The organism is Variovorax durovernensis, assembly GCF_977011995.1.
In genome coordinates this window covers 1,559,445-1,575,118 of sequence record NZ_CDRNCW010000001.1, presented here as the reverse complement: position 1 = coordinate 1,575,118, position 15,674 = coordinate 1,559,445, and the positions used below count along the sequence as shown (strand labels likewise).

General features: G+C 66.3%; 12 protein-coding genes. 7 read left to right on the top strand and 5 right to left on the bottom strand.

Annotated features, from left to right (window positions below; translation table 11 throughout):
• Positions 1-142: 142 nt before the first annotated feature.
• The 4 genes from ACWV14_RS07455 to serA all read right to left on the bottom strand — a co-directional run bounded on the left by ACWV14_RS07455 (position 143) and on the right by serA (position 6,266).
• Positions 143-556, bottom strand: a complete 414-nt coding sequence (locus tag ACWV14_RS07455; protein WP_454907497.1) for a gamma-butyrobetaine hydroxylase-like domain-containing protein — start codon at positions 554-556, stop codon at positions 143-145.
• On the bottom strand, positions 556-1,002 hold the full coding sequence (locus ACWV14_RS07450; protein ID WP_454907498.1) for an HIT family protein: 447 nt from the start codon (positions 1,000-1,002) through the stop codon (positions 556-558). Before ACWV14_RS07450 ends, ACWV14_RS07455 begins: the two co-directional genes overlap by 1 nt.
• Positions 999-4,877, bottom strand: a complete 3,879-nt coding sequence (locus ACWV14_RS07445) for a DUF3683 domain-containing protein (RefSeq protein WP_454907499.1) — start codon at positions 4,875-4,877, stop codon at positions 999-1,001. The genes ACWV14_RS07450 and ACWV14_RS07445 overlap by 4 nt, the downstream gene beginning before the upstream one ends.
• A 159-nt stretch (positions 4,878-5,036) precedes the next feature.
• Entirely contained in the window at positions 5,037-6,266 is a 1,230-nt protein-coding gene (gene serA / locus ACWV14_RS07440) for a phosphoglycerate dehydrogenase (protein ID WP_422085298.1), read from the bottom strand.
• Between the two features lie 177 nt (positions 6,267-6,443).
• On the opposite strand from serA, the gene ugpB reads away from it, so the two are divergent.
• The 6 genes from ugpB (at position 6,444) to ACWV14_RS07410 (ending at position 13,914) form a co-directional block, all read left to right on the top strand.
• Positions 6,444-7,757: a sn-glycerol-3-phosphate ABC transporter substrate-binding protein UgpB gene (gene ugpB, locus ACWV14_RS07435; RefSeq protein ID WP_454907500.1), complete on the top strand. Its 1,314-nt coding sequence runs from the start codon at positions 6,444-6,446 to the stop codon at positions 7,755-7,757.
• Positions 7,758-7,887: 130 nt separating this feature from the next.
• The gene (ugpA, locus tag ACWV14_RS07430) at positions 7,888-8,769 is read left to right on the top strand and encodes a sn-glycerol-3-phosphate ABC transporter permease UgpA (protein ID WP_422085296.1); all 882 of its coding nucleotides are present in this window, start codon (positions 7,888-7,890) and stop codon (positions 8,767-8,769) included.
• A 48-nt stretch (positions 8,770-8,817) separates the two neighbouring features.
• Complete coding sequence (gene ugpE / locus ACWV14_RS07425) at positions 8,818-9,666, top strand: sn-glycerol-3-phosphate ABC transporter permease UgpE (protein ID WP_422085295.1); 849 nt, start codon at positions 8,818-8,820, stop codon at positions 9,664-9,666.
• An 18-nt stretch (positions 9,667-9,684) separates the two neighbouring features.
• Positions 9,685-10,692 (top strand): sn-glycerol-3-phosphate ABC transporter ATP-binding protein UgpC, encoded by a 1,008-nt coding sequence (ugpC, locus tag ACWV14_RS07420; protein WP_422085294.1) that lies wholly within the window; start codon positions 9,685-9,687, stop codon positions 10,690-10,692.
• A gap of 3 nt (positions 10,693-10,695) precedes the next feature.
• Positions 10,696-11,442 (top strand): glycerophosphodiester phosphodiesterase, encoded by a 747-nt coding sequence (gene ugpQ / locus ACWV14_RS07415; RefSeq protein WP_454907501.1) that lies wholly within the window; start codon positions 10,696-10,698, stop codon positions 11,440-11,442.
• Between the two features lie 51 nt (positions 11,443-11,493).
• Entirely contained in the window at positions 11,494-13,914 is a 2,421-nt protein-coding gene (locus ACWV14_RS07410) for a DUF3772 domain-containing protein (protein ID WP_454907502.1), read from the top strand.
• A 19-nt stretch (positions 13,915-13,933) separates the two neighbouring features.
• On the opposite strand, the gene ACWV14_RS07405 is transcribed toward ACWV14_RS07410, so the two are convergent.
• Complete coding sequence (locus ACWV14_RS07405; protein ID WP_155742489.1) at positions 13,934-14,404, bottom strand: Lrp/AsnC family transcriptional regulator; 471 nt, start codon at positions 14,402-14,404, stop codon at positions 13,934-13,936.
• Between the two features lie 243 nt (positions 14,405-14,647).
• Here ACWV14_RS07405 and ACWV14_RS07400 point away from each other — a divergent pair, with 243 nt between their 5' ends.
• Positions 14,648-15,592 (top strand): ABC transporter substrate-binding protein, encoded by a 945-nt coding sequence (locus ACWV14_RS07400; RefSeq protein ID WP_422085291.1) that lies wholly within the window; start codon positions 14,648-14,650, stop codon positions 15,590-15,592.
• The last annotated feature ends 82 nt before the right edge of the window (positions 15,593-15,674 follow it).

Below are 15,674 nucleotides of genomic sequence, written 5' to 3'. Positions count from 1 at the left end.
GATGTTAGGCCGGAAGCCTTCACATCAAGCCGACGACCCCGCGCGCACGGCGGACATTTGTTGCTTTTTCCGCCCGCCCTTCATGAGGGTAGGGCTATCTTTTCAATAGCGCCGCGCGGATTTTCGCGGCGATTGCGCGCCCTCAGTGGCTGCTGCAGCCGTGTCCGCCCTGCTCGATCATCGGCGCGTCGCGATCGACGCCCGCCTCGGCCAGCCTGTGCTCGTACGTGGCCCACAGTTCGGCCTGCTTCGCGCCCAGTTCGTAGAGCAGGTCCCACGAGTAGATGCCGGTGTTGTGGCCGTCGCTGAAGGTCGGCTGCACGGCATAGTTGCCAACGGCCTCGAGGTCGACCAGCTCCACGTTGCGCTTGCCGGTCTGCAGGATTTCCTGGCCCGGGCCATGGCCCTGCACCTCGGCCGACGGCGAGTAGATGCGCATCAGCTCGAAGGGGATGCGAAAGCTCGCGCCGTCCGAGAAGCCCACCTCGAGCACGCGCGACTGGCCATGAACGGTGATCGATTGCGGCGTCGGTGCGCCCGGTTTCAAGCCTGCCATCAGAAACTCCTTGTGCCCAGTCGCTCGATCATCGCAGCCTCCAGGGCCTGCAGCTGCGAGGCGATCTCCGCCTCATGCGCCGCATTGCGCTCGCGCTGCACCGGGGCCCACACGGAGCCAGGGAAATGGCTGTCGTCGGCAAAGCGCGCGATCACGTGCCAGTGCAGATGCGGCACCATGTTGCCGAGCGCGGCGATGTTCATCTTGGCCGGCTTGAGCCGCTCGCGCATGCACTGCTCGACCACGGTCACCGCCTCCATGCACAGCACGCGATCGGCTGCGTCCAGGTCGGAAAACTCCGCCGCATGGTCGCGCCAGATCACGCGATAGAAGGCCGGGAAGCCCGCCTCTTCCGCATGGATGACGCGCAGCTTCGCGCCCTCGAACACGAGGCGCCCGCCAGCGCCTTCGCAGAACACGCAGCCTTGCTGCACCGCCCGCGTCATACCAGCACCCGCTCGATGCCGCCCTGGTTGGCGGCAGCCACGTAGGCCGGCATCCAGTCGGCGCCGAGGATCTTGTTGGCCATCTCGACCACGATGTAGTCGGCTTCGAGCAGGCCGTTGTTCAGGTCGTTGCCGTAGCGCGAGAGGCCTTGCAGGCAGCTCGGGCAGCTGGTGAGGATCTTCACGTTGTCCTTCTCGCCGACCTTGCCGGAGTCGCGCAGCGCGGCCTCGCCCTTCTTCAGCTCTTCTTCCTTGCGGAAGCGGATCTGCGTGGAGATGTCGGGCCGCGAAACGCCCAGCGTGCCCGACTCGCCGCAGCAGCGGTCGTTCTTGAGCACGTTGTCGCCGACCAGCGCCTTCACGGTCTTCATCGGGTCCTGCTGCTTCATCGGCGAATGGCAGGGGTCGTGGTACAGGTAGCCGCCACCGCCGGCATCGGCCAGCGTGATGCCCTTCTCCAGCAGGTACTCGTGAATGTCGATGATGCGGCAGCCCGGGAAGATCTTGTCGAACTGGTAGCCCTGCAGCTGGTCGTAGCAGGTGCCGCAGCTCACCACTACCGTCTTGATGTCGAGGTAGTTCAGCGTGTTGGCCACGCGGTGGAAGAGCACGCGGTTGTCCGTGATCATCTTCTCGGCCTTGTCGAACTGGCCGCTGCCGCGTTGCGGATAGCCGCAGCACAGGTAGCCCGGCGGCAGCACCGTCTGCACGCCCGCATGCCACAGCATGGCCTGCGTTGCCAGGCCGACCTGCGAGAACAGCCGCTCCGAGCCGCACCCCGGGAAGTAGAAGACCGCCTCGGTTTCCGAAGTGGTCGCCTTCGGGTTGCGGATGATCGGCACGTAGTCGGCATCCTCGATGTCGAGCAGCGCGCGCGCCGTCTGCTTCGGCAGGCCGCCCGGCATCTTCTTGTTGATGAAGTGGACCACCTGCTCCTTGACAGGCGCCGCGCCCAGCGACGCCGGCGGTGCCGAGGTCTGCTTCTTGGCGAGGCCGCGCAGCAGGTCGTTGGCCAGCCGCTGCGCCTTGAAGCCCACGCCCACCATGCCCGCGCGCATCATCTTGATGGTCTGCGGATTGGTCGCGTTGAGGAAGAACATCGCGGCCGCGTTGCCGGGCCTGAAGCTCTTCTGGCCCATCTTGCGCAGCAGGTTGCGCATGTTCATCGACACGTCGCCGAAGTCGATCTTCACCGGGCACGGCGTGAGGCACTTGTGGCACACGGTGCAGTGGTCGGCCACGTCCTCGAACTCTTCCCAGTGCTTGATGCTCACGCCGCGCCGCGTCTGCTCTTCGTAGAGGAAGGCCTCCACCAGCAGCGAGGTCGCGAGGATCTTGTTGCGCGGGCTGTAGAGCAGGTTGGCGCGCGGCACGTGTGTGGCGCACACGGGCTTGCACTTGCCGCAGCGCAGGCAGTCCTTCACGCTGTCGGCAATGGCGCCGATGTCGCTCTGCTGCATGATCAGCGACTCGTGACCCATGAGGCCGAAGCTCGGCGTGTAGGCGTTGGTCAAATCGGCATGCAGGGTCTCGACCTGGCCTGCGGGCGCGCGCAGCAGCTTGCCCTTGTTGAAGCGGCCTTCGGGGTCGACCTTGGCCTTGTATTCGGTGAACGGGCGCAGCTCTTCGTCGCTCAGGAACTCGAGCTTGGTGATGCCGATGCCGTGCTCGCCCGAGATCACGCCGTCGAGGCTGCGTGCCAGCGCCATGATGCGCACCACCGCGGCATGCGCGGTCTGCAGCATCTCGTAGTTGTCGCTGTTGACCGGGATGTTGGTGTGCACGTTGCCGTCGCCCGCGTGCATGTGCAGCGCGACCCACACGCGGCCCTTGAGCACGCGCTTGTGGATGGCCGTGCATTCGGCCAGGATCGGCGCGAACTCGGCGCCCGAGAAAATCTCCTGCAGCGGCTGGCGCAGCTGCGTCTTCCAGCTCGCGCGCAGGGTGTGGTCCTGCAGCTGCGCGAACTGCGCGTCGACATTGCTCAGCCAGCCGGCCCACAGCGCGCGCACCTCGTGCACCAGCGCCACGGCCTGCGCCACGCGGTCTTCGAGCAGCTCGGCCGCGGGAATCTCGTGCGCGTCGTCGGTCTTGCCCAGCGGCAGGTTGCCGCGGGTGAGGAATGCTTCGAGCTCGTCGGTCAGCGCGAGCTTGTTCTGCAGCGACAGCTCGATGTTGATGCGCTCGATGCCGTCGCTGTACTCGGCCATGCGCGGCAGCGGGATCACCACGTCTTCGTTGATCTTGAAGGCGTTGGTGTGCTTGCTGATGGCGGCCGTGCGCTTGCGGTCGAGCCAGAACTTCTTGCGCGCCTCGGGGCTGATGGCGATGAAGCCTTCGCCGCTGCGCGAATTGGCGATGCGCACCACTTCAGAGGTGACACGGGCCACCGCATCGGCGTCGTCGCCGGCGATGTCGCCGAACAGCACCATCTTCGGCAGGCCGCCGTGCTTCTTCGACTTGGTGGCGTAGCCCACGGCCTTCAGATAGCGGTCGTCCAGGTGCTCCAGGCCGGCCAGCAGCACGCCGGAGCGCTTCTGCTCGGCGAACATGAAGTCCTTGATCTCGACGATGCTGGGCACCGCGTCCTTGGCGTTGCCGAAGAATTCGAGGCAAACGGTGCGGGTGTGCGCCGGCATGCGGTGCACCACCCAGCGGCAGCTGGTGATGAGGCCGTCGCAGCCCTCTTTCTGGATGCCTGGCAGGCCCGAGAGGAACTTGTCGGTCACGTCCTTGCCGAGGCCTTCCTTGCGGAAGGTGCGGCCCGGGATGTCGAGGCGCTCGGTGCGCAGCTTGGTCTTGCCGTCGGCCGCGTAGTACTGCAGCTCGAACACGGCGCTCTCGGCGTCGTGGATCTTGCCAAGGTTGTGGCCGATGCGCGTGACCTCCAGCCATTCGGCCTGCGGCGTGACCATGCGCCACGAGGCGAGGTTGTCGAGCGCCGTGCCCCAAAGCACGGCCTTCTTGCCGCCCGCGTTCATGGCCACGTTGCCACCGACACAAGAGGCTTCCGCCGAGGTCGGATCGACCGCGAACACGAAGCCCGCGCGCTCGGCCGCATCGGCCACGCGCTGGGTGACCACGCCGGCCTCTGTCCAGATGGTGGGCACGGGCGCTTCCAGGCCGGGCAGCGAAACATGCTCGACCTCGGTCATCGCCTCGAGCTTCTCGGTGTTGATGACCACGCTCTTCCAGGTCAGCGGAATGGCGCCGCCGGTGTAGCCGGTGCCGCCCCCGCGCGGGATGATGGTCAGGCCCAGCTCGATGCAGCCCTTGACCAGCAACGCCATCTCGGCCTCGGTGTCGGGGCACAGCACGACGAAGGGGTACTCCACGCGCCAGTCGGTTGCGTCCGTCACGTGCGACACGCGCGACAGGCCGTCGAACTTGATGTTGTCCTTGGCCGTAAGACGGCGCAGCACCCGCGTGGCCTTGCGGCGCATGGCGGCGACGTCGCGGAACCGGGTGTCGAAGGCCGCCACCGCGTCGCCCACCAGGCCGGTGAGCTCGCCCACGAGCTGGTCGCGCGGCAGGTCGCTGTCGGGGGTGCGGCGCTTTTGCACTTCGGCCAGGCGGTGCTTGAGCGCATCGACCAGCTGGCCGCGCCGGCGCGGGTTGTCGAGCAGGTCGTCGACGAGGTAGGGGTTGCGCTGCACGACCCAGATGTCGCCCAGCACCTCGTAGAGCATGCGCGCCGATCGGCCGGTGCGGCGCTCGGCGCGCAGGGTCTGGAGCAGGTCCCAGCCGCGTTCGCCGAGCAGGCGAATCACGATCTCGCGGTCGGAGAAACTGGTGTAGTTGTACGGGATCTCGCGCAGTCGCACAGGCTCTGCGGCCTGTGACAACAGCGTATTCAACGCGGTCGGAGCATTCATCGGGGTGGCGCCTCGGCCAGGCGCTGCGCGCCCATTCAGCCGGGCCGTAGATTTTAGGGCAGCGACTGGGGTCTTGCCTCGTGGTGCTTGCTGCGGCCTTGTGCTAGGCGCGGCGTCGGTGGGGGCGCCCCGCCCCCCACGCCCCCGGAAGACTCGGATTCAGAACAGCACGCGGCTGCGGATGGTGCCGTTCACCTTGGCCAGCTTCTCCAGCGCCAGGTCGGACGAAGCGGCATCGATGTCCATCACCACGTAGCCGACCTTCTCGTTGGTCTGCAGGTACTGCGAGGCGATGTTGATGTTGTTGTCCGAGAAGATCTTGTTGATCTCGGACAGCACGCCCGGCACGTTCCTGTGGATGTGCAGCAGCCGGTGCTTGCCGGGGTGCGCGGGCAGCGCCACCTCGGGGAAGTTGACCGACGAGATAGAGGTGCCGTTGTCGCTGTACTTGACCAGCTTCTCGGCCACTTCGCCGCCGATGTTGGCCTGCGCCTCCATGGTCGAGCCGCCGACGTGCGGAGTCAGGATCACGTTGTCCAGGCCGCGCAGCGGGGACACGAACTCGTCCTTGTTGCTGCCTGGCTCGACCGGGAACACGTCGATGGCGGCGCCCCAGAGCTTCTTGGCCTTGATGGCGCTGGCCAGGGCATCGATTTCGACCACGGTGCCGCGCGCGGCGTTGATCAGGATGCCGCCCGGCTTCATGGCGGCGATTTCGGCCTCGCCGATCATCCACTTGGTGGAGGGCAGCTCGGGCACGTGCAGTGTCACGATGTCGCTCTGCGCCAGCAGGTCGTGCAGCTTGGGCACCTGGCGGGCATTGCCCAGCGGCAGCTTGCTGACCACGTCGTAGAACGCCACGTGCATGCCCAGCGCTTCGGCCAGCACCGAAAGCTGGGTGCCGATGGAGCCGTAGCCCACGATGCCCAGCGTCTTGCCGCGGATTTCGTGCGAATTGACGGCCGACTTGAGCCAGCCGCCGCGGTGCGCCAGGGCATTTTTCTCCGGGATGCCGCGCAGCAGCAGGATTGCCTCGGCCAGCACCAGTTCGGCCACCGAGCGGGTGTTGGAGTAGGGAGCGTTGAAAACCGCCACGCCGCGCTCGCGGGCGGCGTCCAGGTCGACCTGGTTGGTGCCGATACAGAAGCAGCCCACCGCCACCAGCTTGGGCGCGGCCGACAGCACGTCGGCCGTGAGCTGGCTTTGCGACCGGATGCCCAGGAAGTGCACGTCGGCCAGCTTGGCCTTGAGTTCTTCGCCCTGCAGGGCCTTGGGCAGGGTCTCGATCTGACTGTAGCCAGCCTCGCGGATCACCTCGATGGCCGAAGGATGAATGCCCTCAAGAAGAAGGAACTTGATCTTGCTTTTGTCGAGAGAGGTTTTGCTCATCCTCGAAGGCTAGCATGGTGCAGCGCAGCAAGCCGATGCACCAAACAGGAGCGCGGATGGTCAAAAGGGTTTCCCCGGTTTGAGTGAAATCGCGTTCATGCGAAAACAATCGCCGCGAAACGTTCATATTCGTAACCTAATATCGCGGGTTTCTCAAACCCCTCAGGAGTTTTCTTCATGCGCTTCAAGACGCTCGCCATCGCTTCGGCGCTGGCCACCTCGCTGGTGATGCCAGTTCTCGCCCAGGCCCAGACTGAAATCCAGTGGTGGCATTCGATGGATGGCGCCCTGAACGACTGGGTCAACGACCTGGCCAAGCAGTTCAACGAGAGCCAGAAGGACTACAAGGTCGTTCCCACCTACAAGGGCGAGTACGACCAGTCCATGGCCGCCGGCATCGCCGCCTTCCGCTCGGGCAACGCGCCCGACATCCTCCAGGTGTTCGAAGTGGGCACCGCCACCATGATGTACTCCAAGGGCGCCATCAAGCCCGTGGCCGACGTCATGAAGGAAGGCGGCCAGAAGTTCGACCCCAAGGCCTACATTCCCGCCGTGGCCGGCTACTACACGGCCCCCAACGGCCAGATGCTGTCGTTCCCGTTCAACAGCTCGACGACGGTGTTCTATTACAACAAGGACGCCTTCAAGACCGCCGGCCTGGACCCCGAAAAGGCCCCCGCCACCTGGCCTGAAGTCGTTGCGGCCGCCGCCAAGCTCAAGGCCAGCGGCAACCAGTGCCCGTTCACCACCTCGTGGATGAGCTGGGCCCAGCTCGAGAGCTTCTCGGCCTGGCACAACACCTCGTACGCCACCAAGAACAACGGCTTCGGAGGCCTCGACGCCCGCCTGGAATTCAACTCGCCGCTGCACGTTCGCCACTTCGAGAACCTGGCCAACATGTCCAAGCAGGGCCTGTTCGTCTACAAGGGCCGCGCCAGCAAGCCCATCACCTCGTTCACCTCGGGTGAATGCGCGATGTTCATCGGCTCGTCCGGCAGCTACGCCAGCGTGAAGCGCGACGCCAAGTTCAAGTTCGCCGAATCGGCGCTGCCGTACTACCCGGACGTGCAGGGCGCGCCGCAGAACACCATCGTCGGTGGTGCCAGCCTGTGGGTGATGTCGGGCAAGCCGGCCGCCAACTACAAGGGCGTGGCCGCGTTCTTCACCTTCCTGTCGAGCCCCAAGGTCCAGTCCGAGAGCCACATGCGCACCGGCTACCTGCCGATCACCATGGCTTCCTATGAGCTGACCGAGAAGACCGGCTTCTACAAGGAAAACCCGGGCACCGACGTGGCCGTGAACCAGATGATCAAGAAGACCACCGACAAGTCGCGCGGCGTGCGCCTGGGCAACCTGCCCCAGATCCGCGCGATCGAAGACGAGGAAACCGAGCTGATCTGGACCGGCAAGAAGACCCCGAAGGAAGCCCTGGACAGCGCCGTCAAGCGCGGAAACGAACTTTTGGTGAAATTCCAGGCCGCAAACAAGTAAGCTCTGCACCCGGCGAATCGGCGCGAACGAATGTTCGTTTCGGTTCGTTTTAACATCGCAAGCCAGCCTGCCCCCGTGCAGTGCTGGCTGTTTGCTTATTTAGTGTGTCTGTGACCTGAACGTCCCTCCCATGGAAAAACGCGTCCTCTTCCGCTCGAGCTGGCTGCCCTGGGCTTTACTCGCCCCGCAGCTGATCATCGTCGGCGTCTTCTTTTTCTGGCCCGCCGGCCAGGCGCTGGTGCAATCGCTGCAGCAGCAGGATGCCTTCGGCAACTCGGTCACATGGGTCGGCCTCGACAACTTCGTGACGCTGTGGAACGACAGCACCTACATGGCGTCGTTCCAGACCACGCTGATCTTTTCGACGCTGGTGACGGTGCTGGGCCTGGCCATCGCGCTGGTGCTGGCCGTCTTTGCCGACCGCGTGGTGCGTGGCTCGCGCTTCTACCGCAGCGTGCTGATCCTGCCGTACGCGGTGGCGCCGGTCGTCACCGGCCTGCTGTGGTCGTTCATGTTTTCCTCGTCGATCGGCATCGTCGCCTACTGGCTCAAGAAAATGGGCTTCAGCTGGAACCACCTGCTCAACGGCGGCGACGCGATGGCGCTGGTCGTGATGGCGGCGGTCTGGAAGCAGATCTCGTACAACTTCCTGTTCTTCCTGGCAGGCCTGCAGTCGATCCCCAAGTCGCTGATCGAGGCCGCGGCCATCGACGGCGCGCGCCCGATGCGCCGCTTCTGGACCATCCAGTTCCCGCTCCTCACGCCCACCACCTTCTTCCTGCTGGTGATCAACATGGTGTACGCCTTCTTCGACACCTTCGCGATCATCGACGCCACCACGCAGGGCGGTCCCGGCAAGGACACCGCCACGCTGGTCTACCGCGTGTACTTCGACGGCTTCCGCGGCATGGACTTCGGCGGCGCGGCCGCGCAGTCGGTGGTGCTGATGGCCATCGTCATCTGTCTCACGGTGCTGCAGTTCCGCTACGTCGAAAAGAAGGTGCAGTACTGATGACCTCCTCCCTCATGCAACTCACTCTCCAAGCCACGGAGGCCCGCCATGGTTGAGCGCCGCCCCTCCCTCGGCATCCTCGCGCACGCGATCATGATCATCGGCGTGCTGCTGGTGGTCTTCCCGATCTACCTGGCCTTCGTCGCCTCCACGCACACGCCGCAGGAAATCATGCAGGCGCCGATGCCGATCCTGCCCGGCGCCAATTTCTGGGAAAGCTACAAGGCCGCGCTGACCGGCGGCGGGCGCACCAGCACCAACGTGTCGGTGGCCCGCATGATCTGGGTCAGCACGGTCATCACCTTCATCATCACCTTCGGCAAGATCAGCATCTCGCTGCTGTCGGCCTTCGCAGTGGTGTACTTCCGCTTCCCGCTGCGCAGCCTGTGCTTCTGGCTGATCTTCATCACGCTGATGCTGCCGGTCGAAGTGCGCATCGGCCCGACCTACCAGGTGGTTGCCAGCCTGGGCATGATCAACACCTTCGCCGGGCTCTCGGTGCCGCTGATCGCCTCGGCCACGGCCACCTTCCTGTTCCGCCAGTTCTTCCTGACGGTGCCCGACGAGCTGGTGGAAGCCGCCCGGGTGGACGGCGCCGGCGCCATGCGCTTCTTCAAGGACATCCTGCTGCCGCTGTCGAAGACCAGCATCGCGGCGCTGTTCGTGATCCAGTTCATCTACGGCTGGAACCAGTACCTCTGGCCGCTGATCGCCGCGACCAGCGAGAACATGTACCCGATCGTGGTCGGCATCAAGGCCATGACCGGCAACGGCGAATCGCCGGTGGACTGGAACGTGGTCATGGCCACCGCCGTCCTGGCCATGCTGCCGCCTGGCATCGTGGTGGTGCTGATGCAGAAGTGGTTCGTCAAGGGCCTGGTAGATACCGACAAATAAACGCAGAACGAACTGAAAATGGCTGCTCTCTCTCTACGCAACGTCATCAAGCGCTACGGCCACGGGCCGAAAGCCAACCAGGTCATCCACGGTGTGAGCGCCGAGATCGCCGACCACGAATTCATCGTCATCGTCGGCCCCTCGGGCTGCGGCAAGTCGACGCTGCTGCGCATGGTGGCCGGGCTCGAGGAAATCTCGGCCGGTGAAATCTCCATCGGCAATCGCGTGGTGAACAACCTCGAGCCGTCCGAGCGCGACATCGCGATGGTGTTCCAGAACTACGCGCTCTACCCGCACATGACGGTGTTCGCCAACATGGCCTACGGCCTGAAGATCCTCAAGGTGCCGGTGCCCGAGATCAAGGCGCGCGTCGACAAGGCCGCGAAGATCCTCGAGCTGGGCCACCTGCTCGAGCGCAAGCCGCGCGAACTCTCCGGCGGCCAGCGCCAGCGCGTGGCCATGGGCCGCGCCATCGTGCGCCAGCCGCAGGTGTTCCTGTTCGACGAGCCGCTGTCGAACCTCGACGCCAAGCTGCGCGCACAGACCCGCCTCGAAATCCAGAAGCTGCACCGCGAGCTCGGCATCACCTCGCTGTTCGTCACGCACGACCAGGTCGAGGCCATGACGCTGGCGCAGCGCATCATCGTGATGAACGGCGGCGTGATGGACCAGTTCGCGACGCCCGAGGAGGTGTACAACCGCCCCGCCACCACCTTCGTGGCCAGCTTCATCGGCTCGCCGCCCATGAACCTGCTCAAGCACGCGCCGGGCGTGCGCCCGGGCCAGATCCTGGGCATCCGCCCCGAGCACATGAAGCTCGACGAAAGCGGCTGGTCGGTGCAGGTCGAGCAGGTCGAGCTGCTGGGCGCCGAGCGCCTGGTGTACGGCCGCATCGGCGACGAGCAGATCATCATGCGCACCGACGAAGGCGACCGCCCGCCGGTGGCCGGCGACACGGTGAAGATCGCGGCGCGCGAAGAAAAGCTGCATTGGTTCGACGCCGGTTCCGGCAAACGCGCGGATTGACCGATGACCGCGCTGAAGCCCTGGCCCTACCCCCGCTGGGTCGCCCACCGCGGCGCCGGCAAGCTGGCGCCTGAAAACACGCTGGCCGCCTTCAAGCTGGGCGCGGCCCACGGCTATCGCATGTTCGAGTGCGACGCCAAGCTCAGCGCCGACGGCGTGCCCTTCCTGATGCACGACGCCAAGCTCGACCGCACCACCAGCGGCCGCGGCATCGGCGGCGAGCAGCCCTGGAGCGCGCTGTCTCAGCTCGACGCCGGCAGCTGGCATTCGCGCGGCTATGCAGGCGAGCCGTTGCCCACGCTGCAGAACATCGCGCGCTTCTGCCTGGCCAACGGCCACCTGCTTAACATCGAGATCAAGCCGACGCCGGGCGTCGAGCGCGAGACCGGCGAAGTGGTGGCGCGCGAAGCCGCTCGCCTGTGGCAGGGCGCGGCCGTGCCGCCGCTGCTCACCTCGTTCCAGGTCGATTCGCTGAAAGGCGCGCAGGCGGTCCAGCCCGAGCTGCCGCGCGGCCTGCTGCTCGACTCGCTCTGGAAGGGCTGGCTCGAAGCCGCCCAGCAGCTCGGCTGCGTGGCGATCGTCTGCAACCACGCGCTGTGGGACGCCGGCCTGGTCGCACAGGTGCACGGCGCCGGCATGCGCGCCCTGAGCTACACGGTGAACGACGAGTGGGCCGCGCAGCGGCTGATCGACCTCGGCACCGACGGCATCATCACCGACCGGGTCGACCTCTTTCCTCCGGCCGGCTGAGGCTGCATTTCTTACCGGCTCTTACGAAATGGCGGCTTCTATGATGCGGCCATGAGTTGGACCCTACGTTTCGCGACCTTCTGCCTTGCCGCGCTGCTGATGTGCGGCGGCGCAATGGCGCAGCCCGACAGCAGCAACAACAGCGGCACCGCCACAGCCGCCGCTCCGGCGCCCACGGTCTCCGACCTGCGCGCCCAGTTCAACAAGCTCAGTGCCGCCGCGGAGACCGACGATGACGCGCGCAAGCTGCTTGCGCAGATCAACGACATCGGCACGCAGGCCGACAAGTTCGTCGCCGCGCGCACAGGCGAGCTGGCCGACCTGAACGCCCGGCTGGGCGAACTCGGCAATCCGCCCGCGGCCGGCGCCACCGAAGACCCCGACATCACCCGCCAGCGCGCGCGCCTGACCAAGGAGCGCAACGCGCTGGACGCCGACATCCGGCTCGCGCGCCTGCTGTCGGTCGATGTGCGCCAGCGTGGCACCGACCTCGTCACGCAGCGCCGGGAACTGTTCGAGGCACAGCTCACCGAGCGCGCCGCCTCGCCGCTCACCGGCCAGTTCTGGACCGATCTGCAGGACGCCTGGCCCGACGACCTGGAACGGCTGCGGGTCATGGGCTCGGCGCTCAGCGCGGGTTTCGACCAGGCGCTGGCACCCGCGTCGCTCACACTGGTGATCGCGACGCTCATCGGCGCGTTGCTGCTGGCGTGGCTGGGCGTCTGGGGCGCCGAGCGCCTGCTCACCCGGCTCGCGACCCGGATGCTGCCCGCCGGCCGGCTGCGACGCTCGCTGCTGGTGATCGGGATCGTGGGCAGCCATGTGCTGCTGGTGGCTGTGGCCGCGCACGGCTTCGTGGAGGTGCTCAAGGCGCACGCCACATGGGACCCGCAGGCGCGCAAGGCGCTGCAGTCGTCGGCGCAGGCGCTGACCTTCATGGCCTTCGTCATCGGCCTGGGCCGTGCGCTGCTGGCCACCTCCCGGCCGTCATGGCGGCTGCCGCCGATTCCCAATGCCACGGCCAGCAGGCTCGCCGCGCTACCCTGGCTGGTGGCGCTGGTGGCGGCGCTGGCCTGGACGCCGGCCGAAATCAACGCGCTGATCGACGCCAGCTTTGCAGCCGTGGTGGCCACGCACGTGCTCACTGCGCTCATCCTCACCGCGCTTGTGGGCACGGTGATCTACCGGCTCAAGGCCCTGCGCGCGGACGCTCCCGAGGCCGGCCTGCCCGAGCGGCCGATGTGGGTCGGCCTGCTGGTGGCGCTGATCGGCGCGCTGATGATCGCCATCTGGGTGCTGGTGGGGCTGGGCTATGTGGCGCTGGGCAGCTTCCTGGCCTCGCAGCTCACCTGGACCGGCATCGTGGCGGCGGCCTTCTACGTGCTGTTCAAGTTCGCCGACGACGTTTTCATGGCCATCGTGTCGTCGCGCAGCACCTTCGGCCAGAAGCTGCAGAAGAGCTTCGGCCTCGCGCCGCAGACGCTGGACCAGGCGGCCACGGTGCTGTCGGGCATCAGCCGCGTCGCGCTGTTCGTGTACATGCTGATCGCGCTGGCCGCGCCGCTGGGCACATCGCCTGGCGAGGTGTTCCAGCGCGGCGGCAAGCTCGGCTCCGGCGTGAAGGTGGGCGAATTCCAGCTGGTGCCGGGCGCGATCCTCAGCGCGCTGACGGTGGCGGTGGTGGGCTTCATCGTGCTGCGGGTGTTCAAGCGCTGGCTCACGCGCAGCTACCTGCCGAACACGCAGTTCGAGCCGGGCATGCAAAGCTCCATCACCACGCTGCTGGGCTATGTCGGCGGCATCCTGGTGATCGCGTTCACGCTGTCGGCGCTGGGCATCGGCATCGAACGCATCGCGTGGGTGGCGAGCGCGCTGTCGGTGGGTATCGGCTTCGGCCTGCAGGCGATCGTGCAGAACTTCATCTCGGGGCTGATCCTGCTGGCGGAGCAGCCGGTGAAGGTGGGCGACTGGGTGGTGCTGGGCACGGCCGAGGGCGACGTGCGCCGCATCAACGTGCGCGCCACCGAAATCCAGCTGGGCGACCGCTCCACGCTGATCGTGCCGAATTCGGAGTTCATCACCAAGACCGTGCGCAACATGACCCTGGCCAACGCCGAGGGCCGCGTGCTGATCCGCCTGCCGATGCCGCTGACCACCGACGCGCAGCGCGTGCGCGAGCTGATCCTGGCGGCCTGCAAGGCGCATGAAGGCGTGCTGGAAACGCCGGCGCCGTCGCTCACGCTCGAAGGCATAGAGAACGGGCTGCTGATCTTCCAGGCCATCGCCTACGTGGCGAGCCCCCGTCTGGCGGGCGGGGTGCGCAGCGACCTGCTGTTCGTGATCCTCGACGAGCTGAAGAAGGCCTCGCTGCCGCTGGCGGTGCCGACGATGGTGATGGCGGCCGCTCCAGAGGCCCCGGCGCCCATCGTGCCTTCGTCGCCCGCCTCGCCGATTCCCGGCGTGCAGAGCTGATCGAAGCGCCGCGCCGCCCTCACTCCAGCGGCAGCGCCGTGGTGAACTTGATCTCGTTGAGGCACACGCTGGAACGCACCGCCGACACCCCGGGCATGTGCATCAGCGTGTGCATCAGGAACTGCGAGAGCGACTCCAGGTCCTGCGCGACGACCTTGAGCACGTAGTCGAAGTCGCCAGTCACCGAATAGCACTCCAGGATCTGCTTCATGTCGGCGATCAGGTCCTGGAACTTGGGCAGTTCGTCGACATGGCCGCGCGCCATGGTCACGTGGATGAAGGCGATCACTCCAAGACCGACCCGGCGCGCATTCAGCCGCGCCGCGTAGCCGTGGACCAGCCCCAGTTCTTCGAGCCGCCGATGGCGCCGCAGGCACTGGGCGGGCGAAAGATTGGCCACCTCCGCCAGCTCCAGATTCGACGCCCGGCCGTTCGTCTGCAGGTGCTCGAGAATCCGACGGTCGATCCTGTCGAGTTCGACGTCATGCAATTTCATTTCTCTCCATCCTTTACGGATGCAATTTTATGGTGCAAAGCGGGGTAAGTCCGGACCTTTCATGCACCTTAATTGTGCAAAGTACGATCTAGACTCCGAGCGCCGGGATTGCTGCCCGCATTCCCGGCCCGCTGGATTTCCTGCCCCGGCTCCGCCGGCGGCGCACTCAGACGCATCCATTTCCCCTCCGGAGACCCCTACGTGAAAAACGCTTTGCTTCGCACACCCTTCAGCGCAATGGCCCTGGCCCTCGGCATGCTGGCCGCCGCGCCTTCGTTCGCGGCCGACACCAAGTCGGTGGCCGTGACGGCCATCGTGGAGCATCCGGCGCTGGACGCCGTGCGCGACGGCGTGAAGGCCGAACTCAAGGCCTCCGGCTACGAAGAGGGCAAGAACCTCAAGTTCACCTACCAGAGCGCACAGGGCAACGTGGGCACCGCCGCCCAGATCGCCCGCAAGTACGTGGGCGACGCGCCCGACGTGATCGTCGCCATCGCCACCCCGTCGGCCCAGGCCGTGGTTGCTTCCACCAAGACCATTCCGGTCGTGTACTCGGCCATCACCGACCCGGTGGCGGCCAAGCTGGTGAAGAACTGGGACGCCACCGGCACCAACGTGACGGGCGTGTCCGACCTGTCGCCGCTGGAAAAGCACGTTGGCCTCATCAAGCAGGTGGTGCCGAACGCCAAGCGCATCGGCGTGATCTACAGCCCCGGCGAAGCCAACTCGGTGGCCATCGTCGAGTCGCTCAAGAAGGCCGCCTCGGCCGCGGGCATGACCGTGGTCGAAGCCGCCGCCGCCCGCACTGTGGACGTGCCGACCGCCGCACAGAGCCTGGTCGGCAAGGCCGACGTGATCTACACGCCTACCGACAACAACGTGGTCTCGGCCTTCGAAGGCATCGTGAAGGTGGCCCAGCAGGCCAAGCTGCCCGTGGTGGCGGCCGACACGGCCACCGTCGAGCGCGGAGCAGTGGCCGCACTGGGCCTGAACTACAGCGACATCGGCCGCCAGACCGGCAAGATCGTGGTGCGCATCCTCAAGGGCGAGAAGCCCGGCACCATCGCCTCGCAGACCAGCACCAACTTCGAGCTGGTGGTGAACCCCGGCGCGGCCAAGCTGCAGGGCGTGACGCTGTCCGACGAGCTGCTGAAGACGGCGAAGGTCGTGAGCACCAAGTAAGCCCTCCGACGGGCCCGCGCCCCGGTTTCATCCACCGGGGCGCGCCCGTTCTTGCCTCGCCGCCTGCTGGAAGCCTCCCCAC